The sequence below is a fragment of the Nostoc commune NIES-4072 genome, assembly GCF_003113895.1.
In the GTDB taxonomy this organism is placed as follows: Bacteria; Cyanobacteriota; Cyanobacteriia; order Cyanobacteriales; family Nostocaceae; genus Nostoc; species Nostoc commune.
In genome coordinates, this window is record NZ_BDUD01000001.1 from 455,002 (window position 1) to 481,994 (window position 26,993).

General features: G+C 42.1%; 24 protein-coding genes and 7 pseudogenes. 18 read left to right on the forward strand and 13 right to left on the reverse strand.

Annotated elements, in window-relative coordinates:
* Nucleotides 1-314: 314 nt before the first annotated feature.
* Nucleotides 315-3,521, forward strand: coding sequence for a glycoside hydrolase family 15 protein (locus tag CDC33_RS01960; protein ID WP_109007064.1), 3,207 nt, complete (start codon nucleotides 315-317; stop codon nucleotides 3,519-3,521).
* Nucleotides 3,522-3,562: 41 nt separating this feature from the next.
* Nucleotides 3,563-3,733 (forward strand): annotated as a pseudogene (locus CDC33_RS01965) (GxxExxY protein); the annotation flags it as partial.
* A 103-nt stretch (nucleotides 3,734-3,836) separates the two neighbouring features.
* On the opposite strand, the pseudogene CDC33_RS41845 reads toward CDC33_RS01965, so the two are convergent.
* Both CDC33_RS41845 and CDC33_RS41850 read right to left on the reverse strand, forming a co-directional pair.
* A pseudogene (locus CDC33_RS41845) lies at nucleotides 3,837-4,721 on the reverse strand (Tn3 family transposase); the annotation flags it as partial.
* Nucleotides 4,722-5,195: 474 nt separating this feature from the next.
* Nucleotides 5,196-5,645: pseudogene (locus CDC33_RS41850) on the reverse strand (DUF4158 domain-containing protein); the annotation flags it as partial.
* Nucleotides 5,646-5,734: 89 nt separating this feature from the next.
* Between CDC33_RS41850 and CDC33_RS01975 the strand changes: the two are divergent.
* Nucleotides 5,735-5,959, forward strand: coding sequence for a plasmid pRiA4b ORF-3 family protein (locus CDC33_RS01975; protein WP_109007066.1), 225 nt, complete (start codon nucleotides 5,735-5,737; stop codon nucleotides 5,957-5,959).
* Between the two features lie 62 nt (nucleotides 5,960-6,021).
* On the opposite strand, the gene CDC33_RS01980 is transcribed toward CDC33_RS01975, so the two are convergent.
* The 4 genes from CDC33_RS01980 to CDC33_RS01990 all read right to left on the reverse strand — a co-directional run bounded on the left by CDC33_RS01980 (nucleotide 6,022) and on the right by CDC33_RS01990 (nucleotide 8,251).
* Complete coding sequence (locus CDC33_RS01980) at nucleotides 6,022-7,032, reverse strand: IS1380 family transposase (RefSeq protein WP_244919108.1); 1,011 nt, start codon at nucleotides 7,030-7,032, stop codon at nucleotides 6,022-6,024.
* Between the two features lie 3 nt (nucleotides 7,033-7,035).
* The gene (locus CDC33_RS38210; protein WP_181373866.1) at nucleotides 7,036-7,185 is read right to left on the reverse strand and encodes a hypothetical protein; all 150 of its coding nucleotides are present in this window, start codon (nucleotides 7,183-7,185) and stop codon (nucleotides 7,036-7,038) included.
* A gap of 76 nt (nucleotides 7,186-7,261) precedes the next feature.
* Nucleotides 7,262-7,879 carry a hypothetical protein gene (locus tag CDC33_RS01985; protein WP_109007067.1) on the reverse strand — a complete coding sequence of 206 codons (618 nt, stop codon included), beginning with the start codon at nucleotides 7,877-7,879 and terminating at the stop codon, nucleotides 7,262-7,264.
* Nucleotides 7,880-7,882: 3 nt separating this feature from the next.
* On the reverse strand, nucleotides 7,883-8,251 hold the full coding sequence (locus tag CDC33_RS01990; protein ID WP_109007068.1) for a hypothetical protein: 369 nt from the start codon (nucleotides 8,249-8,251) through the stop codon (nucleotides 7,883-7,885).
* Between the two features lie 220 nt (nucleotides 8,252-8,471).
* On the opposite strand from CDC33_RS01990, the gene CDC33_RS41550 reads away from it, so the two are divergent.
* The 6 genes from CDC33_RS41550 (at nucleotide 8,472) to CDC33_RS02020 (ending at nucleotide 13,440) form a co-directional block, all read left to right on the forward strand.
* On the forward strand, nucleotides 8,472-8,696 hold the full coding sequence (locus tag CDC33_RS41550; protein WP_109012404.1) for a plasmid partition protein ParG: 225 nt from the start codon (nucleotides 8,472-8,474) through the stop codon (nucleotides 8,694-8,696).
* The gene (locus tag CDC33_RS02000; protein WP_109007069.1) at nucleotides 8,693-8,893 is read left to right on the forward strand and encodes a hypothetical protein; all 201 of its coding nucleotides are present in this window, start codon (nucleotides 8,693-8,695) and stop codon (nucleotides 8,891-8,893) included. Before CDC33_RS41550 ends, CDC33_RS02000 begins: the two co-directional genes overlap by 4 nt.
* Nucleotides 8,886-9,128: a hypothetical protein gene (locus CDC33_RS02005; RefSeq protein WP_109007070.1), complete on the forward strand. Its 243-nt coding sequence runs from the start codon at nucleotides 8,886-8,888 to the stop codon at nucleotides 9,126-9,128. The genes CDC33_RS02000 and CDC33_RS02005 overlap by 8 nt, the downstream gene beginning before the upstream one ends.
* Complete coding sequence (locus tag CDC33_RS38215; RefSeq protein WP_181373867.1) at nucleotides 9,125-9,295, forward strand: hypothetical protein; 171 nt, start codon at nucleotides 9,125-9,127, stop codon at nucleotides 9,293-9,295. The genes CDC33_RS02005 and CDC33_RS38215 overlap by 4 nt, the downstream gene beginning before the upstream one ends.
* A 568-nt stretch (nucleotides 9,296-9,863) precedes the next feature.
* Nucleotides 9,864-10,142, forward strand: a complete 279-nt coding sequence (locus CDC33_RS02015) for a hypothetical protein (RefSeq protein ID WP_109007072.1) — start codon at nucleotides 9,864-9,866, stop codon at nucleotides 10,140-10,142.
* On the forward strand, nucleotides 10,135-13,440 hold the full coding sequence (locus tag CDC33_RS02020) for a plasmid replication protein, CyRepA1 family (RefSeq protein WP_109007073.1): 3,306 nt from the start codon (nucleotides 10,135-10,137) through the stop codon (nucleotides 13,438-13,440). Before CDC33_RS02015 ends, CDC33_RS02020 begins: the two co-directional genes overlap by 8 nt.
* Nucleotides 13,441-13,670: 230 nt before the next feature.
* On the opposite strand, the pseudogene CDC33_RS02025 reads toward CDC33_RS02020, so the two are convergent.
* The 3 pseudogenes from CDC33_RS02025 to CDC33_RS41860 all read right to left on the reverse strand — a co-directional run.
* A pseudogene (locus CDC33_RS02025) lies at nucleotides 13,671-14,210 on the reverse strand (transposase); the annotation flags it as partial.
* Between the two features lie 77 nt (nucleotides 14,211-14,287).
* A pseudogene (locus CDC33_RS41855) lies at nucleotides 14,288-15,172 on the reverse strand (Tn3 family transposase); the annotation flags it as partial.
* A gap of 474 nt (nucleotides 15,173-15,646) precedes the next feature.
* A pseudogene (locus CDC33_RS41860) lies at nucleotides 15,647-16,096 on the reverse strand (DUF4158 domain-containing protein); the annotation flags it as partial.
* Between the two features lie 89 nt (nucleotides 16,097-16,185).
* On the opposite strand from CDC33_RS41860, the gene CDC33_RS02035 reads away from it, so the two are divergent.
* Together CDC33_RS02035 and CDC33_RS02040 are read left to right on the forward strand one after the other, a co-directional pair.
* Nucleotides 16,186-16,410 carry a plasmid pRiA4b ORF-3 family protein gene (locus CDC33_RS02035; RefSeq protein WP_109007066.1) on the forward strand — a complete coding sequence of 75 codons (225 nt, stop codon included), beginning with the start codon at nucleotides 16,186-16,188 and terminating at the stop codon, nucleotides 16,408-16,410.
* 126 nt (nucleotides 16,411-16,536) lie between these two features.
* A pseudogene (locus CDC33_RS02040) lies at nucleotides 16,537-16,743 on the forward strand (GxxExxY protein); the annotation flags it as partial.
* 98 nt (nucleotides 16,744-16,841) lie between these two features.
* Here CDC33_RS02040 and CDC33_RS02045 read toward each other — a convergent pair.
* Nucleotides 16,842-17,168, reverse strand: a complete 327-nt coding sequence (locus CDC33_RS02045; RefSeq protein ID WP_109007076.1) for a YkvA family protein — start codon at nucleotides 17,166-17,168, stop codon at nucleotides 16,842-16,844.
* 365 nt (nucleotides 17,169-17,533) lie between these two features.
* On the opposite strand from CDC33_RS02045, the gene CDC33_RS02050 reads away from it, so the two are divergent.
* From CDC33_RS02050 to CDC33_RS02060, 3 genes are all read left to right on the forward strand, one after another.
* Nucleotides 17,534-18,262, forward strand: coding sequence for a MotA/TolQ/ExbB proton channel family protein (locus CDC33_RS02050; RefSeq protein ID WP_109007077.1), 729 nt, complete (start codon nucleotides 17,534-17,536; stop codon nucleotides 18,260-18,262).
* A gap of 41 nt (nucleotides 18,263-18,303) precedes the next feature.
* On the forward strand, nucleotides 18,304-18,993 hold the full coding sequence (locus CDC33_RS02055) for an ExbD/TolR family protein (RefSeq protein ID WP_109007078.1): 690 nt from the start codon (nucleotides 18,304-18,306) through the stop codon (nucleotides 18,991-18,993).
* Between the two features lie 258 nt (nucleotides 18,994-19,251).
* A complete protein-coding gene (locus tag CDC33_RS02060; RefSeq protein WP_109007079.1) occupies nucleotides 19,252-19,614 on the forward strand; it encodes a phage holin family protein in 363 nt (120 codons plus the stop codon).
* A gap of 100 nt (nucleotides 19,615-19,714) precedes the next feature.
* On the opposite strand, the gene psb29 is transcribed toward CDC33_RS02060, so the two are convergent.
* Complete coding sequence (psb29, locus tag CDC33_RS02065; protein WP_100898608.1) at nucleotides 19,715-20,422, reverse strand: photosystem II biogenesis protein Psp29; 708 nt, start codon at nucleotides 20,420-20,422, stop codon at nucleotides 19,715-19,717.
* Between the two features lie 204 nt (nucleotides 20,423-20,626).
* Here psb29 and CDC33_RS02070 point away from each other — a divergent pair, with 204 nt between their 5' ends.
* Nucleotides 20,627-21,229: a chromophore lyase CpcT/CpeT gene (locus tag CDC33_RS02070; protein ID WP_109007080.1), complete on the forward strand. Its 603-nt coding sequence runs from the start codon at nucleotides 20,627-20,629 to the stop codon at nucleotides 21,227-21,229.
* A gap of 106 nt (nucleotides 21,230-21,335) precedes the next feature.
* Here CDC33_RS02070 and CDC33_RS02075 read toward each other — a convergent pair whose 3' ends face one another.
* On the reverse strand, nucleotides 21,336-21,704 hold the full coding sequence (locus CDC33_RS02075) for an STAS domain-containing protein (RefSeq protein ID WP_012411454.1): 369 nt from the start codon (nucleotides 21,702-21,704) through the stop codon (nucleotides 21,336-21,338).
* 243 nt (nucleotides 21,705-21,947) lie between these two features.
* The gene (gene hemF / locus CDC33_RS02080; RefSeq protein WP_109007081.1) at nucleotides 21,948-23,000 is read right to left on the reverse strand and encodes an oxygen-dependent coproporphyrinogen oxidase; all 1,053 of its coding nucleotides are present in this window, start codon (nucleotides 22,998-23,000) and stop codon (nucleotides 21,948-21,950) included.
* A gap of 619 nt (nucleotides 23,001-23,619) precedes the next feature.
* On the opposite strand from hemF, the gene CDC33_RS02085 reads away from it, so the two are divergent.
* The 3 genes from CDC33_RS02085 to rodA all read left to right on the forward strand — a co-directional run bounded on the left by CDC33_RS02085 (nucleotide 23,620) and on the right by rodA (nucleotide 26,992).
* Nucleotides 23,620-24,144 (forward strand): polyketide cyclase / dehydrase and lipid transport, encoded by a 525-nt coding sequence (locus tag CDC33_RS02085; RefSeq protein ID WP_109007082.1) that lies wholly within the window; start codon nucleotides 23,620-23,622, stop codon nucleotides 24,142-24,144.
* A gap of 267 nt (nucleotides 24,145-24,411) precedes the next feature.
* Nucleotides 24,412-25,503, forward strand: a complete 1,092-nt coding sequence (locus CDC33_RS02090; RefSeq protein ID WP_109007083.1) for an Mrp/NBP35 family ATP-binding protein — start codon at nucleotides 24,412-24,414, stop codon at nucleotides 25,501-25,503.
* A 175-nt stretch (nucleotides 25,504-25,678) separates the two neighbouring features.
* Nucleotides 25,679-26,992 carry a rod shape-determining protein RodA gene (rodA, locus tag CDC33_RS02095; RefSeq protein WP_109007084.1) on the forward strand — a complete coding sequence of 438 codons (1,314 nt, stop codon included), beginning with the start codon at nucleotides 25,679-25,681 and terminating at the stop codon, nucleotides 26,990-26,992.
* The last annotated feature ends 1 nt before the right edge of the window (nucleotide 26,993 follow it).

A 26,993-nucleotide genomic window follows, 5' to 3' on the forward strand; every position in this document is an offset into this window, starting at 1 on the left:
TAGACAATTTTGTTTTATGGAGCGATTTAAGATAGCTTGCTCCAAGTAAGGAAGCTTTGTTGTCTAGCCCATAAGATAACAATTATTTATGTATAAATAATTATACGTATGAAAGAATGTTTGAAAAATATCATATTTTAGTTCGGAATCGCTAAAATTCAGTACCCAGAGGCGTATTAACAAGAGATAATAATAAACTCACACCACCCTTAGCTGTTCTCCCGTCAACCATTACAGAACTTATTCTGGCTTGGTTTAGGTAATTCAGTTGACAGTCACAGGGTCAAATTTTGCAAGTTGCTCTGAACCAAACCATGAAAACATCTACCAAATTGCTAACTCGCCTGGACTATTACTACCAGCAAATCAAAACGATCATTCTGACTCGCCAGAATCCAATTACTGGTTTACTACCTGCGAGTACAGCGATTACAGCCCACGGTGATTATACTGATGCCTGGGTGCGAGACAATGTTTACAGCATTTTAGCAGTTTGGGGTTTAGGACTTGCATACCGCAAGATTGACGACGACAAAGGACGCACCTATGAATTAGAACACAGTGTCATCAAACTAATGCGCGGGTTGTTGTTTGCAATGATGCGACAAGCTCATAAAGTAGAGACATTTAAACATACTCAGTCGCTACTAGATGGACTGCACGCCAAATATAATACCGCGACCGGTGACATTGTTGTTGGTGATAATGAATGGGGACATTTGCAACTTGATGCCACATCTATATTTTTGCTGATGTTGGCGCAAATGACGGCAGCAGGATTGCCAATAATTTATAGCATTGATGAAGTTAATTTTGTCCAAAATTTGGTTTACTACATTGGACGAGCCTATCGCACACCAGATTACGGCATTTGGGAACGCGGTAATAAAATTAATCGTGGTAGTGCTGAGTTAAATGCCAGTTCTGTAGGCATGGCAAAAGCTGCTTTAGAAGCTATCAACGGACTGGATTTGTTTGGTGTGCGTGGTAGTCAAGCATCGGTAATTCATGTGCTACCAGATGAAATTGCCCGCGCCCGAATTACTTTAGAATCCTTATTACCGAGAGAATCTGGTTCCAAAGAAATTGATGCGGCGCTGTTAAGTATTATTAGTTATCCTGCCTTTGCAGTGGAAGATTTGGAGTTACGCGATCGCACTTTAAACGATATCATCAATAAACTCGCAGGTAAATACGGCTGCAAACGCTTTCTACGTGATGGACACCAAACCGTTTTAGAAGATAATCATCGCTTACACTACGAACCGTGGGAACTCAAACAATTTGAGCATATTGAATGCGAATGGCCGTTATTTTTTACTTATTTAGTCCTAGATGGATTATTTCGCGGCGAACAAGAACAAGTTAAAAAATACCAAAATCTTTTAGAATCATTACTTATCGAACAAAACGGCTTGCGTTTATTGCCAGAACTTTATTATGTTCCAGCCGAAAACATAGAAGCAGAAAAGTTTGCACCCCAAACGCAACCACGTTTACCCAATGAAAATATTCCCTTGGTGTGGGCGCAGAGTTTATATTTTCTTGGTGAAATGTTGAGTGAAGGTTTAATTGCGGTTGGTGATATCGACCCTTTAGGAAGACATTTGTGTGTGGGCAAACAGCGCGAGGCGTTGGTACAAATTGCTTTATTAGCAGAAGATGAAAATTTACAAACAAAACTAGAAGTTCACGGAATTGAAGCGCAAACACCCACCCAAGTAGAACCGATTCAAGTGAGGAAAGCTGGAGAATTTTCAGCTATGTATACCCAAATTGGACGTAACGATAAACTTGGTTTAACTGGACGACCAGTGCGAAGGTTGCGGAGTTTAACAACATCTAGAATCTTTCGGATTAGCGGTGAAACAATTGTATTTTTGCCTTCATTTTCCGACTCTCAACAGTTTTACTTAACCCTTGATTACCATTTTTTACTGGATCAAATTAGAAGCGAACTAGCTTACATTCAAAAATATTGGAGTGATTTAGGTCGTCCTACCTTGACTTTAATGTTGACGCATACCATGTTAGAAGCCGGTTCAGAAGCATTACTAGAATTGATGCAAGAACTGAAAGATGGTGTTTGTAACGGTGTGCGGGTGAAATTAGGGCGGTTAAATCAGCTAATGCTGACAGCTGGAATCCAAAGAATTGATTTTCTACCCAATGCAGAATTCTCGCGATCGCCAGTAAAAAATGCTAGCCCACGTTGCTATTATCTAGCTTATCATCCTGAGAAAAGCTGGCGTTTAGGACATACCCAAGAATTTCAAATGGAGTATGAAACTAACTTGGGGTTATTACTTTCTTATCTGCGCTCATCAGAGAATATCTACGAGCAAATCGAGTTATTGCAAACTTTAACTCGCTTGCAGGGAATGGAATTTGATACAGGATATGGTGGCCCAGGATATCGCGTTACCGTTGCTGATTTACTAGATGAAGTTTATACCAAAGCTGGAGATTTAGGCATTTGGGCAGTAGTGCGTCGGGCTGCTGGGCTACGACAAATGGTTGATATCAGCCTATCAGATGCAGTCACAAGTATTTTGGTACGGGGTAAACAAATTGCTGTGGGTAAAGCTTACAGTGAAGCGTCCTTAATTACCGTACCCATGTCCCACGATGAGATTGCCGATAAAATTAATCATTTTTGTCGTGAGGATATCCGCGATCGCGTCCTCACTCAAGAGATTTTAATCTATGTTGGTATTTTAATTCGCTCAGAACCCGAACTATTTCAGGGACTACTAACGCTGAGAGTCGGCTATCTCATCTTATTAATCACCAGCGAACTAGCGCGAGAATTGCATGTCACTCAAGATGAAGCTTATGATCGCTTAATGCAACTTTCACCCTTTGAAGTTAAAGTGCGCTTGCGTCAGGTATTAACTGGATATACTGGCATGAGTAACCTGTTACGCCAGCAAGAATCACTGCACGTCAAACAAAAAGAAAGTGATATTGCTTGGGTAGTGCTACCAGGAATCGGCGAAGGAATAGAAGTTCCGCCAGGTGGTTGGCGGCGGTTTCGCCAAGCTGAGGGTGCAACGGGGCGCGTACCAAAAGAATTTTTTAAGCAAGTTTGGCTATTAATGCAACATTGCAAGGGTTTAGTAATTGGCGATAAGCTAGAGCGCCGCAATCGTTTAGATAGTGAGATAATGTTGTCGGAAATGACAGCTGGGGAAAGAAATTTTGCTCTGTTAGTTGAGCATTTGCTGAATAAAATTGAAGCTCCAGAATATCGACAAGTAAATATTGAAGCATTAATAGAATTATCTGCGATCGCAGCCAATAATCCTAAGCTGCAAATTGAAGAATATATTGTGTTGGATGTGTTAATTGGTCATGCAGTGCGATTGGCGTGGCTGGAAAACCATACTCATCGCAGCGATCGGTATGACGAGGATAAGGCGAGTGCGTGGCGATCGTTTTATAATACTTCACCTAGAGATTGCGCTAGTTATATTTTGAAGGCGTTCAGGTTCTTGACGGAATTTGTGAAAGATTTTTAAACGCAGAGGGGCGCAGAGGGAAACGCAGAGGAGCGCAGAGGATGAGAGAGAATGATTTGAGTGGAGTGATTATTGGTTGTGCGATGAGGGTGCATACTGCTTTGGGGCCTGCCTTGTTGGAGTCGGCTTATGAGGAGTGCTTGGATTATGAGTTGAAGAAGGCCGGGTTGAATGTTGGTAAACAAATTCCATTGCCTTTGGTTTACCAAGAAGGGGTAAAAGTAGCGAAGAGCTAATTGGGGTAAAAGTAGCGAAGAGCTAATTTGCCGCCACATGACGGCTGAAAATCTTACCCAGATTAGGTTTCAGAAAAAATCAAGCATTAGCAGCATCAATTTGTAATCGCTCGTTCATATCCAGTCGAAAAGTGCCGTAAGGGTTAACATGTAACCAAATCAACGGTGATAATGCGCGGAAATCTTCTTTTCTCATCTGCTTCATCCAAGTGGCTTCTGCCAAAACCCTTTGAATCATTAGGGTATTGATGTAAACAAGGCTGATTTGCAGCAGGTGCAGGCACAAAACCGATAATTCTTGTTCATCCAGGCGGTTAGTAGCAATTTCACTGTTTTTGCCGTAAAAAATAAAACCATTAGCACTATTCCAGTTTTCCACCACAGTCAGCCCTTCATTAATCTCACGCCGTAATGCTTCAGAGTTGAGGTAGTGACAGAGAAAGATAGTTTTAACCGCTCTACCTAGCTCAGAAAGTGCTTTTTGTGTCGGATGTTGAGGAGAAGAACGGCTAAAACGTTTCAAAATCGTGTCTGCTTCCGCCGTTCCTAAACGTAAAGCAGTAGTATATTTAATCATCTGGTCATACTGTTGGCGAATCAGTTCCCAATCAATCGCTTTAGTCAGTACAAGTTGTAAATTAGGAAAATCTTGTTTTTGTCCAGCACTGGGTAGATATAACTTTTGGGAGCCGATGCGCTTGATCCGAGGCATCAACTCAAAGCCCAGTAAACGGCAGAAGCCAAAGGCAATTTCATTTTGACCGTGGGTGTCTACATAGTTTTTCTTTACCTTCATATCAGTGCAATGACGTAAGAGACCCTCAATCATTGCTGCCACCTCCGAAGAAGAACAGGTCTTAAGTTGAGAGTAGATGCAGGCAGATTTTTTCTCAACGTGCCAATAGATCATCACTCCCCGACCTCCATAACGGATGTGCCATTCTGTCATCAAATTTTGATCCCACAGTTGTTTATCCACCCGTCGTTCGGCATTAACATAAATGCGGTGGATAATTTGAATGAGCAACTCCACCAAACTGTCGGTAATCTCCTGGTTGCGTTGCCAACAGAAAGCGGCAACCAATGTGTAACGAATTTTCGCAGGATGACGACGCAGTTCGCGGGGTGTTTCTGCACTTGCCCGCCGACGGTAGTGAGTAATAATTTTGGGGGGAACGTTAGCAAACAGTTTGGTCGGTAGTCCCAAATCCCGGATACATTCAAGTTTGGAGACTTCTTTGAAGATACTCTTGAGACTGGTACGACCGGGGTCTGTTTTGAGAAAATTGAAGACTGACTGTTTAAATTGGCTCTGGTCATCATCTAGAGCATCTTGAGTATTGAGAAGGGCATCCATTTTGGTCAGCGTTCCCGATTCAATTTGCTTGAAGATGCCAGCACAGAATTGTTTTTCAGTAGTGACGACCGCAGACCGAATCAGCCGTTCTACCGCTTCAGGTATTGGTGGTTCTAACTTTAACTGCCGTAAACGTTGATACACTGCTGCTTCTAATGAGGAGGCTTGACGGTCGTATGCCAAAACAAATTCGCACAACCAAGCAATCAGTTCTGTTTTGTCTTGTGGATTGAATTCTCGAAAACCAAAGAATTCACGGATTTCAGCGCGATGACGTTCAATAGTGCGTCCATTAAACGAGTATTCACCATATTGTTTTGGCGAGACGGAGAGAAGTCTCGCAATGTAAGAAACAATCTGTTTGGGAACTTCCTGTTTGGTGCGGGGAAATTTTGCTTCCATCTGGAAGAATTTCAGTAGCACAGCAAAGCCCAAGCGATTTTCCTCATTTTTATTTGACAGCAGTGCCATTTCTGTTGGCAGGAGCGTAAAATTTTCTACCAGTTCTTCTGCATCCCATTGACGTTTCACTCCTTACCGTTCCTCACCCTAGCCATAGGATACAAAAGTTTATCTAATTATCGTATCAGCTAAAGTATAAGTTATTTGATACACTAAAATTGAACTCAACTCCTGATACAAACTACCCCATATGTATCACTGGGAAGCGTGCTTGTCCTCCTGAAGATTGTGGTGGTTCTTGGGGCTATGCAGAGTTACTCTCAATAATTACTTCACCGTCACATCCAGAATACGAAGAGAGGATGGAGTGGGTAGGTGAAGGCTTTAGTCCAGATACCTTCGACATTAATGAAGTTAATCAAAGGTTACAAGAATTCAAATAATTTACTGATATCTCCAATAACAGTTTTGGTAAGTAAATTAGCTTTTTTTTCTGAAATGCCTTCTAGATATGCTTTTCAGCCATTGCGTGGCGGCAAATTCTCTCTTCGCTACTTTTACCCCAATCCGGCGCTCCGGGAAATAAGCTTTCAAAAAACTCAACTACGGGTTCAATTTTCCTTGAGTATTCTTGGGATGCACGATACTTGATTGACTGAGATAGCTGGATTAGGCGATTATTTTCAGGAAGTCCAAACACATACTCAATTCCAGTTTGAGATTCACACCATGCCATAATCTCTTCTCTAGAATATGCACTATCTCCTCGAATAGTAATTTTTACATTATTCCATCGCAAGCGTATTATTTTTATGACTCGTTGTAATTCTTCTAATCCCCATGCTGCCGGGTCTAAGTTAGATGCACGAAGTTTTGCGGCTAGTATTTGTTTACCGCAGAAAATATAAAGTGGAGCATAACAATATCCTTTATAATAAGGATTAAAAAATGTTTCTTCTTGCAAACCATGTACTAAATTATCCGTAACATCTAAATCCACGATTATCTGCCGTGGTGGCTTTTGATAGGATTCTAAAAATAGCTCAACTAATAGTGTTTCTATCGCTGATGAATCATATTCAATACGGTGATACCGACTATTTTCTTTTGAAGTTACCTCTTCTGGACAATGTTCGAGACGATTTAAGGTACTTTTTCCTGCCAAATTAAATGATTCTCGCTTTGAATTAATCACTTTTCCAACTGTCAGCGCAAATATTGGGTCGTGACGTAGAGTTTCATGGTCATTTATATCTTCATAACCCATGATTAAGCCATATATCCTTTGTGCAATTAAGCTGTGAACTGGATGTAAAACTTTATTTGGCTCTCGGTAATCTTTGAAACATGCTGCCAGCCGTGATGTTATTTCTCTTTTTCTGTCTAGTTCCGCAATTAGTATTAATCCTGCATCAGATGTTACAGGCTCACCCTTGAAATTAACTACAACTGGACGTGACTCTACTTGTCCAAATACGAACTGTTCCGGTATACAATGATTTTTATTTGGGGTCATGCTTTAAACTGCTGGAATTGTTTTGCAATATACATTTTGGCAGTTTTTGACCCCTATTTCTTCAAACTTCGTGAGAAATCCGGGTAATGCTTGGTCTAAAAGTGCGTGAGACTGATTGAGTAGTTGGAGTAGTTGTTGCAGTTGTTGGGTCATGGTGCAAGCTCACTAAATATTTTTTCTAGTAGCCAGTTCGTGAAGTCGAGGGGAGATAGCAGAATGTTGATCGCTCTTACACGATTAGCTTTTTTCCCAGTTCGCCCAAAATAGAATCAATCTCTTGGGTCAAGTCGGTATCGTCTGGCGTAACTTCTGGCTTTTGCTGTGCAAGGACAGCCAAGCCGCGAATCGCTCCCAAATATCCCTGCTTTTGGTTTTGCCAGTGCTGATTAATTCCCTCTGCTAATTCGGCATCTCTCACAGCCAAGTTATTTAGAATCAGTTGGTTTTTGACTTGGGCGATCGCGTCCACCAATTCAATCTCTTGCCCTGCCTGTTTCGCTAATTGGTCAATTAGGGTGAGTTGAGCATTGGGTATTGGGGATTGGGTAGCAGATGTTAGATGTTGCTGCTGTTGGGGCACAGAGAGAGTGCTTTGTGGCTGTTCTGTTGCTGGTTCAATCTCTTGCTGTGGAGAAATTTCGGGTAACTCTAGGGTGTTTTTTGGCTGGAAGTGTGAAGCGATCGCTTCTAAATCCGCTTCTGAAACTGCCTTTAAAGTATCGAAATCTTCAGGGCGAACATGGCTTAAAGCTAGTCTCAGTCCTTGCTCTGTGGTCATGTATTTTAGGCAAGCATCATGAATGCTGATTGTGTCTGCCGTTGCAGTAACCTTTTTTCGTGTTGCCATGATTTACGCTCCCTTTTGGATTTTTTGGATTTGCCCGAATGCTTGCTGATAGCGATATCTAGAAAAATCATTCGGGTTTTTGGCGATATAGCCTTTGACTCGTTCTGACCGTCGTAGCTGTGCCATGAGACGACCTACACGGCTCAAAACCCATGCTTGATAGGGTGATAAGGGTGATTCCCGGTCGTAACTGCCATCGTGGTTTTTGGGGTAAGCATCTCTGAAACTGGGAATTCTCCAGAAGGCTAAATTTTCCCAAGTGACCAAGGTCGAACGGCTAACACCCAAGACCTCAGCTAAATATGTCTTGGTAGATGGAAAATCAAGAAATGAGTCTAAGTCTGTAGAATGTTTGCTCCGTCTAGGTTTCATGGGTTGACTACAGTAATCAATGTGAATCAATGGTTAATTGGCTATCAATCGATAGAGTAAGCAGCAAAATGTAACGTCTAATCGCTAAACCCCTTGCTGTGTAAGTCACTGGGGTACTCGTAGGACGCTAATTATTGGCTTGTTGTTGATCGATTAGCTATGGTGTTACTATAGCATAGTCCACATAAATAGCATATTCATAATATTAAGCATAATGACTATGTTTAAGCTCAGTGACATAATTAGGTTATTGAGCGGGTTTTTTAATGTGTCAGAACAAAAGCAAGTTGCTTACAGAATGTTTATGTCTGAATCTTTGAGAGCGAAATTTAAATCTCTCTGCGCTCTCAAGCAGCTCAGTATGAATGAGGTTTTGGTTGAATTGGTAGAAAACTGGATCAAGGAATCTGAAAGCAAATCAGATAGAGACAAAGGGGCTGCATGACCGAGAATGACAATATAAAACGCTCTAAAGGTAAATTTGACCCAGTTACAGAAACTAGAGATTGGTCTATGGCTGCAACTGAGGATCATTGCAAGCGAATTGCTAGAAATACAGGTAAACGACTAATCGAAATCATCGATATAGAAGACGACATTTTGCCAATAGTTTGTATTTTTGAGGATTACAAAGATGAGTGAGACAGCAACACTAATACCACTAAATGCATTTATCCCAGTCTTTGGAGCCATCAGCGATCGTAACTGGGCACAATTCAAGGTACTTGAAAGAGAGTTCGCTGATAATCATGGCGTGGAAACTTGGGCGGATGTTTTAAACTTCCGCATCATGCCTGCGCTGGAACCTGAAGCTAAAACATGGTTGCTAGTCCAAAGATGTAGCCAGGGTATTAAATCGGTAAAAAAGATTTCGTGATATTGGCGATCGCTCAACTTCTTACTGTCCAGTCTCAACATACAGAAATACTCAATAGCCACACTCAAATACTCAATAACCACACTGCTGATCTCTCCCAACTTAAATCAGATGTCGGTGAAATTTTGCGGATACTGCGCGATCGCAATGGGGGGAGTAGCTTATGAAAAATTTTTCATGGGGTCAAGTGAAGGCGATCGCAAAAATTAACAGAATTTTCTTGGTAGATTCTTCCAGACACTAAATGACCGCATAGCGCCTATTAGGTAAAAAATCGTATATGTAAAAATCTTACACAAACACATCGCATAGACAAAAAACCCTACACCGTAAGACTTTGCGATCGGTTTAGATTACAATCAAGGCAGCTTTTTGTATAAAAAAGTCAAAAAAAAGTTCCACCGCCGAAGCAGCAGAACGAAAAAAACTTAATTCCATGATATCTGGGATATCTGGGGTTCCTGAAAAATTTTTCAGGAAGTCGATTAAAAATTTTCTTCGGTGGTGGGTTTTTCAGAAACGATAAAAACCCATGAAAAAACCCCTCAACAATTTTGAAAGAAAACAGAGGTTCGTAAGACTCATTCTACAGCAAAGTTCTACTACAACACAATTAGTAAAGCAAAGCCGATGCAATAGTCTCACAGACTCTCTAAGCATTCTCGAAAACTCAGGTTACACAGGCGATTTAGCGATTTTCGTCTTGGCTAATCTCCAAAGTTTGGAGGTGGAAGCGTGAGAGAAAATTGTCAATTTTGCAACGGCGAATTTCGATTAAACGTTGTCGCTTGTCGGCGAACGAGAACCAAATATCTAAGGGCTGGTTGCTGTGATGGCGCGTTGCGTCCTTGCCCTGAACCGGCTGAGTTATTGCGATCGGCCAAGCTCACTCAAGATGAGCGCGATTACTTACAGCGAATAGCCAAGCTTGATTGGTTTAGCGGTCGAGTTGCCACTGTTCTTTTGCGAATCGAAGCCAAGGTTAAGGCATCGATGGGGGTGGCAAATGCTTAGTAGTCGCCCAATCCCCACCAACAAAAATAATTCTTGTCCCATTTGCGAAAACATAACAGGAGCTTGTCGAGTTTTTGCAGATAATACAGTTTTCTGTCATGGGCTAGCAGATACCCGAAAAGGCGAAAAAGCTAATGGCTATGTATGTGTAAAACCTAGCAATGGACATACAGCCACATTCAAACCTGATAATTCTCAGGAATGGACAGAAGAACGGCGGCGCGAGTGGGAGCAGCGCAAAGCTTATCTACACCAGCAGGCCCAAGAGCAACATCAGCAGAAGCGAGAAAGAGCATTAAGCAATTGCGATCGACATAAGCTTTACTCGGAAATTTTAGACGGTCTGCCACAGGATGAAAAATTAATTGCTGAGTTACAGCAAAGAGGTTTCACCCCAGAAGAAATTGCCAATTGTGGATTTAAATCCGTCACCAAATATCAAGAGCTACCAAGGCAGTTTGATAAACGTCTACCAGGGGTTACAGAGTCCGGCAACAAGCTAATTGTTAGCGGTGATGGTTACTTGTGCCCAATTAGAGATTTTGAAGGGCGTATCGTAGCGTTACAGCTGCGGCTGTACAATCCTGGCGATGGTGGGCGCTACAGATGGGTAAGCAGTCCAGAGCAAACACTACCTCTTTTAATCGGAGACAGCTTAGAGAATCCTTTGGCTGTATTTCATCCTGCCAAGCCAGAAGGAATTGCCCTTGTAGAGGGTACAGGCGCGAAACCATTCTTAACTAGCAGCCGATTTAATCTATTGACCATCGGCGCGGCTGGTGGTCAGTTTGCTGTCAGCCCCAATCTTTTGAAAGATTGCCTTGATAGGGCATTAGCTGAAACTGGAGGAGAGAAAAAACTTGATATATTTGCCGATGCTGGAGACGTACAAAATCGGCAAGTAGTCAGCCGATGGAAAGCTGTTACTGAATTATTGAGTAATTTTGGATGGGATTTTCAGTTTGGATGGTGGGGTCAATTCACAAAAAATGATAGCGATATCGATGAGCTTGCCCCCACTGAATACTCAAAAATACAGTACATTTCTGCCAAAGAATTCTTTGCGATCGCTGACAAAGAACTAAAAATAATTGAGCAGCAAAAACAGACAGCAGATAAAGCTAAAGAGAAGCGCGATGAAATAGAACAGCTTGCAAGTATCCGCCGGCAACTAACTCATATTACAGAGATACCTTACCGTGTGGTGAACGTGCCACACATGGGAGAAGTTCTAAAAGATTTGATTGAACCGGGGACAGTTAACATAATTATCTCTGACACAGGCACGGGTAAAACTGAAAGTGTAAAACCGTTCGCTGAAAAGAGTGAAGCATTCTATAGCTGGCATAATCGGCGTTCACTTGGCCGCAAGATGAGCAGTGAGCTAGGACTGAATTACAAAGACGATATTAGCGGTAATGGGCAAAAGAAAAAAGCTGCTTTTTGTGCCCCTAGTGCTTACCAGTTTGAACCTAAGAATTTGTCAAATGGTGGTACTCTCCTGTTTGATGAATGTGACCAAGTTTTTGATTTTATTTTTGGTTCACTCTGTAATAAAGATGGTATCCGCCCGTTAATCCTGGCAATACTTGAAGCACATTTTCAATCGGCGATCGCTGGCAATGGTATTGTGCTTTGCATGAGTGCTGACACTACCCAAAAAGAAATTGATTACATCAAAGCAGTTACCCCAGAAGGTACACCAGTAAGATTAATCATCAACAAATATCAGCCAAAAAGACCGGATATTAATCTAGATACTTCTCCTTCCCCAGAAGGGTTATTAGATTTACTGGTTGAAAAATTGAAAGCAGGTATTAACTGTTTTGTTCTGGATGACATGAAAGATGGGGTTAAAGGTTGTAAGTCTATCGCTGAATATGTGCGTCAAGAATTAAAAGATATTCCTGACTTAACCCTTGAGATTCACTCTGACTCAATGGACGATCCTAATGTACAGGAGTTCGTACAATCGGCTGATAAAAAATCTGAGCAATATCGATTTGTTGTTACCAGTCCTTCGATTATTTCAGGTCTTAGCCTGAAAAATCAGCGTTTTGTAAATGGTGTTTTTGCCTTCTGTAACGGCATTCTAGGCGATAGAGAGATTAAGCAGTTTCTCAATAGAGTTAGAGGCGCGGAAGACATTTATATGTGGATTGCTGAGGAAGGATACCCACCAAGAGGAGTTAACCCAGACTTGGTTACGCCGCAAGAAATTCATGATTATTATCAGCGAAATTATGGAGCTAACAGCAAACATATTCTCTCATTCAAACATGATTATGACCCAATGACACACGAGTGGACATCACCACACTTTGAACTGTTCGTGAAAAATCTTTCTTACAAACTCATGACGATGAAGTATTTACGCCACTTCACTGTCGAGCATTTAAAAGAAATAGGCTATGGAATTATTGAACAGCAGTTTACCCCATCTAAAGGCACAAAAGAAATAGCAGATAAATTAAAAAATATCTGGGGAAGTATCGATTTAAAAGAGGCAGAAGCTATAGCAGCCGCTAGAATTTTGAGTGATGCTGAGATGGAGGCGATACAGCATAGCGGTGAAGATATGCCCCCAGAATTAAAGCCAGCATATCTAAAAACTCGAATGCTCCAAATCTTTGGACAAGAGTTAATCGACGCTACGACATTTACACACAATTCGGGTACTGAGCTATCAGGTTTTGCAGCAATGGCACTTAAAAATAAAGGTGGTCGCTATGGTCGCCACCTAGAGAATTTTTACTTGCTAAATCAAGATATTGGAGAAGCGATCGCCCGTGACTATGCAGCCGAAGCAAGGCAATTAAAAGTATCTGGTGAAAGATTCGCTGGTGATATTCGATGGAATGCCAGCAAGCGTAAAGCATGGGAATTCTTAGGACTACCAGAGTTTTTAAACCCTGATAAATGGTGGGAACCTAAAGACTTTGAACAGATGGGTAATACAGCCAAAAAGTATAATCACCGTGTACGGGACACGTTAGGTTTAAAGGTTGAGAACATTACCAATGGTCAGATTTTTGGTGAACTTGTACATCAAATCGGGCTGGAGCTAGAAACCAAAAAAGCAGACGGACAGAAGTGGAAGTATCGCCGTATTAGTCTTGATAGCTGGAAGTTTGCCCAAATGTATCTAGCTCATAAGCAAGCGATAAAGCTAGCCAAAGAACCTTTAGTAGAAGTGGCAACAGTGCCAGAGATAGATTCAATAGTTTCAATGTTAATAGACTACTTACCCCGGATTTCTCACGAGCAAGAAAAAAACACTTGGGTTAGCCAGATTTAGGATAACTTAATTAATACATTATCAAACTTCCACAGATTATGAGAAGTTCAAAGTAAAAACCGAGCCTATTAAAGATAGATAAAATACATTTAAAATTCAAAAATACTGAAACACGAAAGAATTAGTAAGAAAAATTGATATGCCAATTTGTTGGGCTAAATTAGGTAAATAACCCAAATAGTAGTCATTTAAAATCAGAATTAGCTATTACTTATGAATTCAACATGTCATTAACCGGGGTAAGGCAGTCGAGATAAACACTCATAAATTGTTGCAAAAATGTCCTTGTAAGGGCAAGCGCTACTTATTGCAATTAGAATTCGTCGCTGAAGAATAGTAATAACAGCCCCTAGCTTTAATAATTTTGTGCGTATAGTACCAATCGTTACATTTTGGAATTCCGTATGGACTAAACATTTCTCTCGCATGGTATTCATTAAAATGTAAGCAATAGCTGCGAACCACAAGCGTAATTGGTTACCCTCAAATGTATGAGTACTTGTTCTATCACTTTGTAAATCTAATTTTTGTTCTTTGAGACGATTTTCCATATTGCCTCGCGGGCAATATTTTTGAGTATAAAGTTGCCCTGGAGGAATTTTATTAACAGGGAGCGAAGTCACTACAAAACGAGTATCGACTTCTTCATGGCTATAATCTACCTTGACGACAACACGACGACTACGGCTCCAACTGTCTAAGGTTTGATAATCAAGAGAACAATACCAAACTGAGTTATCAACACATGCTGCCGCATCTTTTTTTAAATCGGGGTAAAAGTAGCGAAGAGCTAATTTGCCGCCACATGACGGCTGAAAATCTTACCCAGATTAGGTTTCAGAAAAAATCAAGCATTAGCAGCATCAATTTGTAATCGCTCGTTCATATCCAGTCGAAAAGTGCCGTAAGGGTTAACATGTAACCAAATCAACGGTGATAATGCGCGGAAATCTTCTTTTCTCATCTGCTTCATCCAAGTGGCTTCTGCCAAAACCCTTTGAATCATTAGGGTATTGATGTAAACAAGGCTGATTTGCAGCAGGTGCAGGCACAAAACCGATAATTCTTGTTCATCCAGGCGGTTAGTAGCAATTTCACTGTTTTTGCCGTAAAAAATAAAACCATTAGCACTATTCCAGTTTTCCACCACATTCAGCCCTTCATTAATCTCACGCCGTAATGCTTCAGAGTTGAGGTAGTGACAGAGAAAGATAGTTTTAACCGCTCTACCTAGCTCAGAAAGTGCTTTTTGTGTCGGATGTTGAGGAGAAGAACGGCTAAAACGTTTCAAAATCGTGTCTGCTTCCGCCGTTCCTAAACGTAAAGCAGTAGTATATTTAATCATCTGGTCATACTGTTGGCGAATCAGTTCCCAATCAATCGCTTTAGTCAGTACAAGTTGTAAATTAGGAAAATCTTGTTTTTGTCCAGCACTGGGTAGATATAACTTTTGGGAGCCGATGCGCTTGATCCGAGGCATCAACTCAAAGCCCAGTAAACGGCAGAAGCCAAAGGCAATTTCATTTTGACCGTGGGTGTCTACATAGTTTTTCTTTACCTTCATATCAGTGCAATGACGTAAGAGACCCTCAATCATTGCTGCCACCTCCGAAGAAGAACAGGTCTTAAGTTGAGAGTAGATGCAGGCAGATTTTTTCTCAACGTGCCAATAGATCATCACTCCCCGACCTCCATAACGGATGTGCCATTCTGTCATCAAATTTTGATCCCACAGTTGTTTATCCACCCGTCGTTCGGCATTAACATAAATGCGGTGGATAATTTGAATGAGCAACTCCACCAAACTGTCGGTAATCTCCTGGTTGCGTTGCCAACAGAAAGCGGCAACCAATGTGTAACGAATTTTCGCAGGATGACGACGCAGTTCGCGGGGTGTTTCTGCACTTGCCCGCCGACGGTAGTGAGTAATAATTTTGGGGGGAACGTTAGCAAACAGTTTGGTCGGTAGTCCCAAATCCCGGATACATTCAAGTTTGGAGACTTCTTTGAAGATACTCTTGAGACTGGTACGACCGGGGTCTGTTTTGAGAAAATTGAAGACTGACTGTTTAAATTGGCTCTGGTCATCATCTAGAGCATCTTGAGTATTGAGAAGGGCATCCATTTTGGTCAGCGTTCCCGATTCAATTTGCTTGAAGATGCCAGCACAGAATTGTTTTTCAGTAGTGACGACCGCAGACCGAATCAGCCGTTCTACCGCTTCAGGTATTGGTGGTTCTAACTTTAACTGCCGTAAACGTTGATACACTGCTGCTTCTAATGAGGAGGCTTGACGGTCGTATGCCAAAACAAATTCGCACAACCAAGCAATCAGTTCTGTTTTGTCTTGTGGATTGAATTCTCGAAAACCAAAGAATTCACGGATTTCAGCGCGATGACGTTCAATAGTGCGTCCATTAAACGAGTATTCACCATATTGTTTTGGCGAGACGGAGAGAAGTCTCGCAATGTAAGAAACAATCTGTTTGGGAACTTCCTGTTTGGTGCGGGGAAATTTTGCTTCCATCTGGAAGAATTTCAGTAGCACAGCAAAGCCCAAGCGATTTTCCTCATTTTTATTTGACAGCAGTGCCATTTCTGTTGGCAGGAGCGTAAAATTTTCTACCAGTTCTTCTGCATCCCATTGACGTTTCACTCCTTACCGTTCCTCACCCTAGCCATAGGATACAAAAGTTTATCTAATTATCGTATCAGCTAAAGTATAAGTTATTTGATACACTAAAATTGAACTCAACTCCTGATACAAACTACCCCATATGTATCACTGGGAAGCGTGCTTGTCCTCCTGAAGATTGTGGTGGTTCTTGGGGCTATGCAGAGTTACTCTCAATAATTACTTCACCGTCACATCCAGAATACGAAGAGAGGATGGAGTGGGTAGGTGAAGGCTTTAGTCCAGATACCTTCGACATTAATGAAGTTAATCAAAGGTTACAAGAATTCAAATAATTTACTGATATCTCCAATAACAGTTTTGGTAAGTAAATTAGCTTTTTTTTCTGAAATGCCTTCTAGATATGCTTTTCAGCCATTGCGTGGCGGCAAATTCTCTCTTCGCTACTTTTACCCCAAGAAGTGAAATTGGAATGCGTTTATCGATTAGATTTGATTGTCGAAAACCAAATAATTGTAGAGATTAAATCTGTAGAATCCTTCCACCCGATTCACTCCGTCCAACTCCTAACCTATCTCAAACTAGCAAACTGCAAACTAGGTCTTCTCCTCAACTTCAACGTCCTCCACCTCAAAGAAGGCATCAAACGCGTAGCCAACAACCTCTAACTCCCCCTCTGCGAACCTCTGCGCTTCCCTTTGCGCCCCTTTGCGTTAAAAAAAAATATCCCCCACCTCAGATTCCAAAAGCAGGGGTTTTATTAAAACTACTTAACAGAAACAGCATCAACATCAATAGTGCTTGCGTTAGAGCTTGCAGTAGAGGTAGAACCCTCAGTAGTATTAGATGCTTCAGTACCCACTTCACCCTTACGAGCCTTCCAGCCCTCAATTACTAGCCCAGACACCTCCGAAACTAGCAGAGTCAAAAGGAAAACATCATCAATCTGTCCCGCAACGGGTATAAAATCTGGAAGAATATCAAATGGGCTAACCAAATAGGCTAGCGTTCCTAAAATTACCCACCAACGGTACTTCGGGTTACGAAGCACATTGCGATACCAGGTGTAAAGTGATTCGATTGAAAATTTCATATTTTGTACCTCCAGTTATCTTTAATTTTGACAAATTATCCTAAAAACTTCCGGTGCGAATAACCGCCCTAATTAGTCTGGAAGACGCTACTCGTAATCTCTTATCAAAAATCTATTTTGTAATTCTTCATAAGAGTTTAATACTACAAGGGTTTGACAAATTAGACAGTGATTGTATTAATTCGGGATTATGACAACCCAGCAGCAAGTTTGTCCACCAGTCTAAGTCCAATACTCCATGCATACACTATCTTTTTAGGTTTTCGGTAAATTTATATTTTGGAAGTCCCTCATTTTGCATTAATCTCTAGAATTAAAATGCCTTAGCACATTTGCTTTAGTCATGGAGGGAGGAAACTAAAACAGTGGATATTTTAGATTTATTTTATAAGGGTGGGCCAGCGATGTGGCCTTTGCTTGTTCTCTCGATTCTGTCCTTGAGTGTGATTTTTGAGCGCTTGTGGTTTTGGTTACGAATTTTGACTCAGGAAAAGCAAATAGTTGATCGCATCCTGGATGCTGCCCAGAATAATTGGCAAGAAGCTGCTGATATTGCAAAACGAGCAAGCCATCAGCCTGTCGGGCGTTTTCTCTATGCTCCCTTACGTTTTCCAAAAACTGATGCGGAAACCTTTCGACTAGCACTTGAGGCTACAGCCGAAGATGAGTTAGCTGGAATGCGGCGGGGCGAAAAACTTCTAGAAGCCGTAATTGCCCTTGCGCCCCTACTGGGATTGTTAGGTACGGTTTTAGGTCTAATCCAGTCTCTACGCTCAATTCGGATTGGTGATTTGGGAACTGAATCTACCGCCGGAGTAACTACTGGTATTGGTGAATCGTTAATTAGTACCGCAAGCGGGCTAATAGTTGCCATTATTAGTTTGGTATTCTATCGCCTATTTCAAAGTTTTGTAGTCAACCAAGTCAAAGTTTTTCGGAAGGCTGGGAATGAGATGGAATTGCTCTACCGTCAGTCCCCCCCTGATTTTAGTAATAGTACATCAGCAATTGTCCGGGAAAATTTCACTCCACCCCGCAAGCCAGGAAAGACTAGGTTACCTGAACCTCCTGAACCCCCGAATGCACCTAATTAGTTAAAAATTCAATCCCCGAAATAGGCGTTTAAATTGAGAAAATGAAAGTTAATCTACATACCCCAATTGAAGAAGTCCAAATTCAAATCATCCCTTTAATAGATGTTGTTTTTTGTATTCTGACGTTTTTTTTATTAGCGGCATTACAATTTACGCGCCAACAGGCAATAAATGTTGATTTGCCCAAAGCCAGCGCCAGTTCAGTATCTGGAATAACATCACAGAGTGGAAGTCTGATTGTAACTATCGATGCCGTTGGCAATACTTACATAGAAAAACAGCCTGTACAACGGGATGATTTGGGAGCGAGGTTAAAACAGTATCTCCAAGCAAACCCTAGTGCCGTTGTGGTACTGAATGCTTCGCGGACAGCAACTTATAATGATGTGATTGAAACATTAGATTTGCTACGGCAAGTAGGAGGCGATCGCGTTTCTTTAGGAATTATTCCTGGCCCATCTCAATCACCCACAAACTTACTCAACCAGCCTAATATCCCTTCTTTCCCAATCGATCCTGGTGCAACACCAATACCCACAACCGCACCAATCAATCCCGAAGGGAATCTTACTCCAAAATTTCCCTTAGCACCCAATCCTGTACCTCTTCCTGGCATAACTCAGCCTCCAACTGGACAAGGCATCAGCCCTATCAATCCTGGTATTTCCAACCCACCAGCATCCCAAGCGCCTGTAGCACCTAAACAAACTCAACCTAGTCTTAAAAGATGAGATAGGGGCATGGGGCATGGGGCATTGGGCATTGGGCATGGGGCATTGGTCAATAATCAATAGTTCTTCTTCCCCTGCTCCCCCTACTCCCTACTCCCCACTCCCCACTCCCCAATCCTAAAGATATCTGAAATAAAATTCCGTTAGAGAAAAATTTACTGCTAATTTATAAATAATTGGTTGAGCTTTAAAGATTTTTCCACTGATAAAGTGAAGTAATTTATCACCAATTGCCATTCACGTTTCAGGGGTTGTGGCATGAATATTGTGACGCTTTTAATTGTTTGGTTAGTAACAGCTATTAGCCTGTTAATAATTAGTAAATTACCTTTAGGAGTTGAAATTGAGACTCCTGGTAAAGCCTTCCTTTCTGCCGCAGTGCTTGGTATCGTGACGGCAATAGTCAGACCGATTTTAAGCCTCATTTTTGCAGTACCAAATTTACTCACATTGGACTTGCTATCCAGCATTTTCACATTTATGATTGCCGTGGTTTGTTTTAGTATTGCTGCTTGGTTAGTTGAGGGCTTTCGCTTACGTTACGGTATTTGGAGCGCCGTTATTGGAGCATTTGCGCTGACTATAATTAACAGCTTAATCTACAAATTATTGGGCGTCTAAAATTAAGAGTTAGGAGTACAGACGCGATTAATCGCGTCTGTACAGGAGTTATTAACAACCCTTAACTCATAACTCATTACTCCTTACTTCCATCTCCTAACTATTCGTTGGAACTTGGGGGAGCAACGGGGGTAGTTGATTGTTGTTTACGTTGTTCGCGTTTTTTGCGATCGGCTGAGAGCATATCTGCCATCACTATTAGCGCTTGCGCCATCTTCTCTAGGTTAGAACGATATAGCTCCAAATCCTTGTTGAGTTTGTCATCAGAAAGGTGCAAGCCAGCAGCGATCGCTTTTAGCGCCTCCGTGAGTTGCTTTTCATCTTTAACTAATTCAGGATCTGACTGTTCTAATAACGAAAATACACCAATTGCGAACAAACGGTTGTATTTAAAGTTAGGATTGTTGGCGATCGCTTGTAGTTGTGCTTGCAAGTCACCATCTCGATCTAAAAAAGTAGTTTGGCCTAGCCACCCAATTAAATCTTTAACAGGCAAACCTTTAGCTACAGCTTGTAATCTTTCAGCATCCTGTCGATAACGTTGCGGATCTTGTTCCATAGCCCGACATAGGGCGTTAAAAATTGATTCTTGATCCCGTTCTGGTTCATAGCCTTGCATGAAGCGGTCAAAAGTAGTGACGACGCCCAAGGCATAAATTGAATTGTAGCTAAAATCGATATTTACAGACAGCAGATGCATTTCTACCATCAATTCTTCTACTACCCGACGATAAATAGTGTTGATCGGACGGGTATGAAGATTGTAAAAAGTTCGTTTTGTATCAGAGACAGTACGGACGTTGTTCACAAAGAAAATGTTAAGGGCGACGTATCTTTATTTTCTCGCTTAAAGGCTACTTTGCCAAGTTTAGCTTTTGACTGGTGACGGTTTCATTTACAATGTAGAGAAATCAAAAGTATTTTATAAGCTAGTAGCCATAGGGGATTAAGACTCTTTCCGCTAAAAAACTAGCCAAAAATATTTATCCTTAATGATTTTTTTATCGCATTTATGAACTTCTCGCCACAGTTAATTGCTTTGGGTGAGTATCTAGCTGGGGAATTTGATAATCAGGAACAAGCCATAGGAGAACCAATTTGGTATGTCCATCTCCGGCTGTGGCAAAGACCAATTAATCTGTTCACAGAAGATAGCATTACCCTGTTTGCCGAACAAGCTAACGTTGTTAACCTAGATAAACCTTACCGCCAGCGAATTATGCGATTGCGCCAGGGCAGTAATAACACATCTTTGGAAGTACAATACTACATGCCTCAAGATCCAGGTGCATTAATAGGCGCAGGCAATAACCCTGCTCTACTTAACACACTGACATCCGAAAAATTAGATTTACTACCAGGTTGTATCCTAACAGTTACTCAAGAAACCCTAGCTGGCGATCGCTATAAGTTTACCGCTACCGCACCACCAGAAACTCGTTGCAGTTTTACTTATCTTGGCAATAGCATCAATGTTTCCTTGGGTTTTGAAGCTACGGCGACAGAATTTCACAGCTACGACAAAGGAATCGAGCCAGCAACTGGAAAAGCAACTTGGGGAGCGATTATGGGGTCTTATCGCTACACCAAGCGAAACCAGTATTCAATAAGATAAAGTTATAAGTCATGAGTTATGAGTTATGAATTTTGAATTAACTCCTGTACAGACGCGATTAATCGCTCTTGTACAGACGCGATTAATCGCGTCTCCTAACTCTTTATTAGCTAGCGATGCTACGAGGTACACCTTCTAAAGCTTCCTCTTCTGTTTCAAATATTTCAAAGACAGTATCCATCATCGTCACTTCAAACACGAGTTTGGCTTCTGGATGTACATTACAGATACGGAAACTGCCCTTGACTTTATCAGCATCACGCATCCCAGCAACCAAAGATGTAAGACCAGAACTATCAATAAAATTTACCTGAGCCAGATTTACAACTACATGGCGGCTGAGTTTGGAAATACACTCCTGTAACTTCAGCCGGAATTGCCAAGCAGTAGTAATGTCTAGGCGACCTGCTGGTGTCAGGACAATAACGGTGTTTCCGTCTTGGGTTGTATAAGTTTTTTGGTCTATATGAATCACTAAAGCCCTCCCCGTGACATTTCTCTGAAGATTAACTAGTTACAGAATTTTCTAATACTGCCACTTGAGATTAACAAGCTATAGCTAAAATTGTCACCTTTTTTTGCTAAGTGCTTAACTTTTGTAATTGAACTCAGCAAAATTGTGGGGAGGGAAGAGGGAGCAGGGGAGGCAGGGGGAGCAGAGGAGAATATTAATAACCAATGCCCCATGCCCCATGCCCCATGCCCGATTTTCAAGTCACTAATGAGATGATGTTGGTGATGTCCAGTTGATCCAATCTTGAGGCTTAAGGAAAGTTTCATACAACTCGGCTTCTGGGGAATTGGGTTCCGGTTGATAGCCGTATTCCCAGCGCACTAAGGGCGGTAGGGACATGAGAATTGATTCGGTGCGTCCGTTGGTTTGTAAACCAAAAATGGTGCCTCGGTCATAAACCAAGTTAAATTCTACATACCGTCCTCGACGGTAGAGTTGAAAATTCCGTTGGCGATCGCCATACTCCATCCCATTGCGCCGTTCTACAATTGGTACGTAAGCTGGTAAAAATGCTCTACCACAGTCTTGCACAAAAGCAAACAAATCTTCCCAATTACGGGTTGCTGGTGTTCCCACCTGGTTGCTATAAATAGCTGCTTCTCCATTGGGATTTGGCCCGCGATATAAAGCACCCTCGCCATCTTGGTAATCAAAAAACAAACCACCTACGCCCCGTGTCTCATCACGATGCTTGAGGTAGAAATATTCATCGCACCACCGCTTAAACACAGGGTAATAATCTGGGTGGTGTTTGTCACAAGCCTGTTTTAACGTTTTATGTAAATGTGCCGCATCTTCAGCAAAGGGGTAATAAGGTGTCAAGTCAAGACCACCACCAAACCACCACACTGGCCCCGCTTCAAAGTAGCGATAATTGAGATGAACTGTCGGCACGTAAGGATTGTGAGGATGTAATACCATTGAAGTGCCCGTGGCATAAAAGCCATGCCCTGCGGCTTCAGGGCGTTGGGCTAAAATCGAGGCTGGCAAATGGGAACCCCAAACTTCAGAAAAATTTACACCAGCTTGTTCAAATATTGCACCTTCTCGCAGCACGCGCGATCGCCCTCCGCCCCCTTCTGGGCGTTCCCAACTATCTTCATGAAAATTAGCCACACCATCTAGTTTTGCCAATGATTCGGTAATTTCGTCTTGCAGTTGTTTCATAAACTGACTGACTCTAGTCTGAGCGTCAGGTGCTGGCAAAGACTTGGATGATTCTGCTGATACAGTTGGTGTTTGCGAGTTGGTCAACATAGATTCCCGAACCTAAAAAATTACAATTTCCAGAAAGCCACAAATTTCTTATCTTAAAATTTGGGGGAAACACGCGCCAACAATCAAGCTCTATTTGCCCAACCCGCTTTTTCTTACTGGTTAAGCATTTATACGATTGATGGGCATCACTAGAGTTTATTTTCCCTCAAATGCGTATAGGCTTGTATATTGACTGAGTTTTTTTTGAAATTCTTAATTGGAACATTCTGGTATAAACACTAGACTTTAGTCGTAACCTTAAATTATCAAAGGTTTAAGTAGCCTGATCAAAACTTCTTTGCCATATTGCCTATATTATCTGTTAGCGTCTGTACCGAATACAGGCTTGCTATGTTTAGGGCATTTCTGAGAAAGTTTTAATTTAGGCAGGAGTTACGCAAACAATAATTGAAAAGAATGTTTTTCTTAGGGCAATACCCTGCAAGAAGCCCTCCGGGTTCAGCAGTCGCTCATGGGGGAAACCCCCAAGACCGCGCTGCTTCACCGCTTTGCGTCTACATGAGTTGCCCCTGAGTACATACAGTTTTATTAGGGTTTAAGGGTAATTGCCCACAATACCAGAGTTACCAGAAAGTGTCTAGCGAGGAGGATTAGGAAAATGCAAGGTTGGTTATCCAAATTCATCCACCGCAAACGTCGTCGGTTTTGCGCTTCTCTGGTGCGGACGTATCGAGAGATAAGTTCTGCTTCTGTAGATGAACTATGGCAAAAAGTTGCTGATTTAACTGATGTTTCCTGGCATCCACTACTTAAGAGTACTAACGTGCCCTACGGATTAGTACCCAAGCCAGGATTAATTTTTCATGCTGTAACACGCTTTTGGCCAATTCCCATCCGAATTTTTGTGGAACGTGTCAATCATAGGGAGATGCTGAGTATCCGAGTGCTAGCGATTCCTGGGATAGAGGAACGGGTGACTTATCAAGTAGAGTCAACAGTTTGTGGTACTTGTTTGTCTTATTCTGTAACACTACGGGGTTGGTTATCGCCCCTAATTTGGTCTTTATCCCGTCCTTATGCAGACCGCGTAGCCCGGTCTTTAGTAGAAGCAGTAGAAAAGACGGCATTGCCAACGGTATCTGGTAAGAAAAAATCCCTTAATGACAGTTGTTTGGATTTTTAAGTATTGGGGATAGGGGACTGGGGATTGGGCATGGGGCATTGGGCATGGGGCATGGGGCATGGGGCATTAGAAAATGACTAATGACCAATGACTAATGACTAATGACTAAAGAAAGTTAAGATTCTATTAGGTGATAATGCAATTTGCTAAGTTTTATTACGGCATTGACAGTGAAAATACTAAGCTGACCTTACTTAAGAAAGCATCCAGTTAATAGCTAAGATGTTCGCCACAAGTGTATTTATTCATTTTGAATTTTAAATTTTTATGTACGATGTCCTCGATTCTCGTTCTGTCTTAGAAGTGTTGCGACCAGTAGAAGACCCAGAACTCCGCAAAAGTCTGGTAGAACTGAATATGATTCGCAACGTGAAAATTGACGGTGGCAAAGTTAGTTTCACTTTGGTGTTAACCACTCCTGCCTGTCCTTTACGTGAATTTATCGTTGAAGACTGTAAGAAAGCTGTCAAAAAACTCCCAGGTGTTACAGATGTCAGTATAGAAGTAACGGCAGAAACACCGCAACAAAAAAGTTTACCCGATGCCTCCGGCGAGCTGCGCCAACGCACTGGCATTTCTGGGGTGAAAAATATCATTGCTGTTTCCAGTGGCAAAGGTGGCGTTGGTAAAAGTACGGTGGCGGTGAATGTAGCAGTGGCTCTAGCTCAAACTGGCGCAAAAGTCGGTTTGCTAGATGCTGATATTTACGGGCCTAATGACCCCACCATGCTGGGGCTAGCTGATGCCCAAATCACTGTGCGTTCTAGTGAAACAGGTGACATCCTAGAACCTGCTTTTAATCACGGCGTCAAATTAGTTTCAATGGGCTTTTTGATTGACCGGGATCAGCCAGTAATTTGGCGGGGGCCTATGCTCAATGGTGTAATTCGCCAGTTTCTCTATCAAGTGCAATGGGGAGAACTGGACTATTTGATTGTAGATATGCCACCGGGAACCGGAGATGCTCAGTTAACTTTGACCCAAGCAGTGCCGATGGCAGGGGCAGTAATTGTCACCACGCCGCAAAATGTAGCCCTGTTAGATTCTCGCAAGGGATTGCGAATGTTCCAGCAGATGAATGTCCCGGTATTGGGGATCGTGGAAAATATGAGCTATTTTATCCCCCCCGATCAACCGGATAAGCAGTATGACATCTTTGGTTCCGGTGGTGGCTCTAAAACAGCCGCCGAATTGGGAGTGCCACTTTTGGGGTGCGTACCGCTAGAAATTTCTACACGAGTTGGCGGTGATAGTGGTGTGCCAATAGTTGTTGGTGATCCAGATTCAGCCTCAGCAAAAGCATTAACAGCGATCGCTCTTACCATTGCTGGTAAAGTATCAGTTGCTGCTTTGACATAATTAATTTTAATTTCTATCTGCTTCCTGGGCTATGTCTTGGGAATACTGGGGAATGGGGAGTGGGGAGTGGGGAGATGAGGGAGCAGGGGGAGTAGAGGGGAAATAACCAATGCCCCCATGCCCCATGCCCAATGCCCAATTCCCAACAATTAAAGCTAAAGTCTAAACTTACACAATGTTATTAAAACGATCGCTCCCCAAAATTCGCTGGAAGTCTTGGGTTAAGCCTTGGCAGAATGTAGATTGGCTACTATTTTGTTTGCCGATTGCTGTCAGTATCTTTGGTGGTGTCATGATTCTCAGTACGGAACTGAAGCAGCCAGTAACTGACTGGTGGTGGCACTGGATCGTAGCGGGTATCGGTGTGCTTATAGCGCTGTTTTTAGCTCGCACCCGTTATGAAATCTTGATGCAGTTGCACTGGGTAACTTATGCACTAACGAACTTCAGCTTAATCGCTGTGATGATTGCTGGTACAAGTGCTAAAGGGGCACAGAGGTGGATTCCTATTGCTGGTTTCAATGTCCAACCCTCTGAATTTGCCAAAATCGGCATGATCATCACCTTAGCAGCTTTACTACATAGGCGTACTGCTTCTACCCTCGAAAGTGTTTTTCGCGTTCTGGCAATCACCGCTATACCTTGGGGATTAATATTTTTGCAGCCAGATTTAGCAACATCACTGGTATTTGGTGCGATCGTTTTAGGAATGCTTTACTGGGCAAATGCTAACCCAGGCTGGTTAATTCTGATGATTTCTCCTGTGGTTGCCGCAATTTTGTTTAGTATATCTTGGCCTTTATCAGAGCCGATAGTTTTATTCAAAGAACTATCTTTTGGCCCATTAGGAATAGTTTGGTCATTTGCGATGGCTATTGTGGGCTGGCAAACTCTTCCCTGGCGTCGATTTGGTTTAGGTGCTATTGGTGCGTGGACTCTCAATATACTGGGTGGCGAATTAGGAGTCTTCGCTTGGAACCATGTTTTGAAAGAGTATCAAAAAGATCGACTAACTGTATTCATGAACCCCGATCACGATCCACTCGGTGCTGGATATCACTTAATCCAATCTCGCATTGCTATTGGTGCTGGTGAAATTTGGGGATGGGGTCTGTTCAAGGGGCCAATGACGCAACTGAATTTCGTACCTGAACAGCATACAGACTTTATTTTCTCCGCAGTAGGGGAAGAATTCGGTTTTGTTGGTTGTTTGGTAGTGCTATTTGCCTTCTGCTTAATTTGCTTTCGTCTACTGCATGTTGCCCAAACCGCCAAAGATAACTTTGGTTCCTTGTTGGCTATTGGCGTTTTGTCTATGATTGTGTTTCAGCTAATTGTCAACGTTGGCATGACAGTTGGTTTAGCGCCTGTGGCAGGCATTCCCCTACCTTGGATGAGTTATGGGCGTTCTGCTATGCTGACCAACTTCATTTCCTTGGGAATAGTAGAATCAGTAGCAAATTTTCGCCAAAGGCAGAAGTATTATTGAT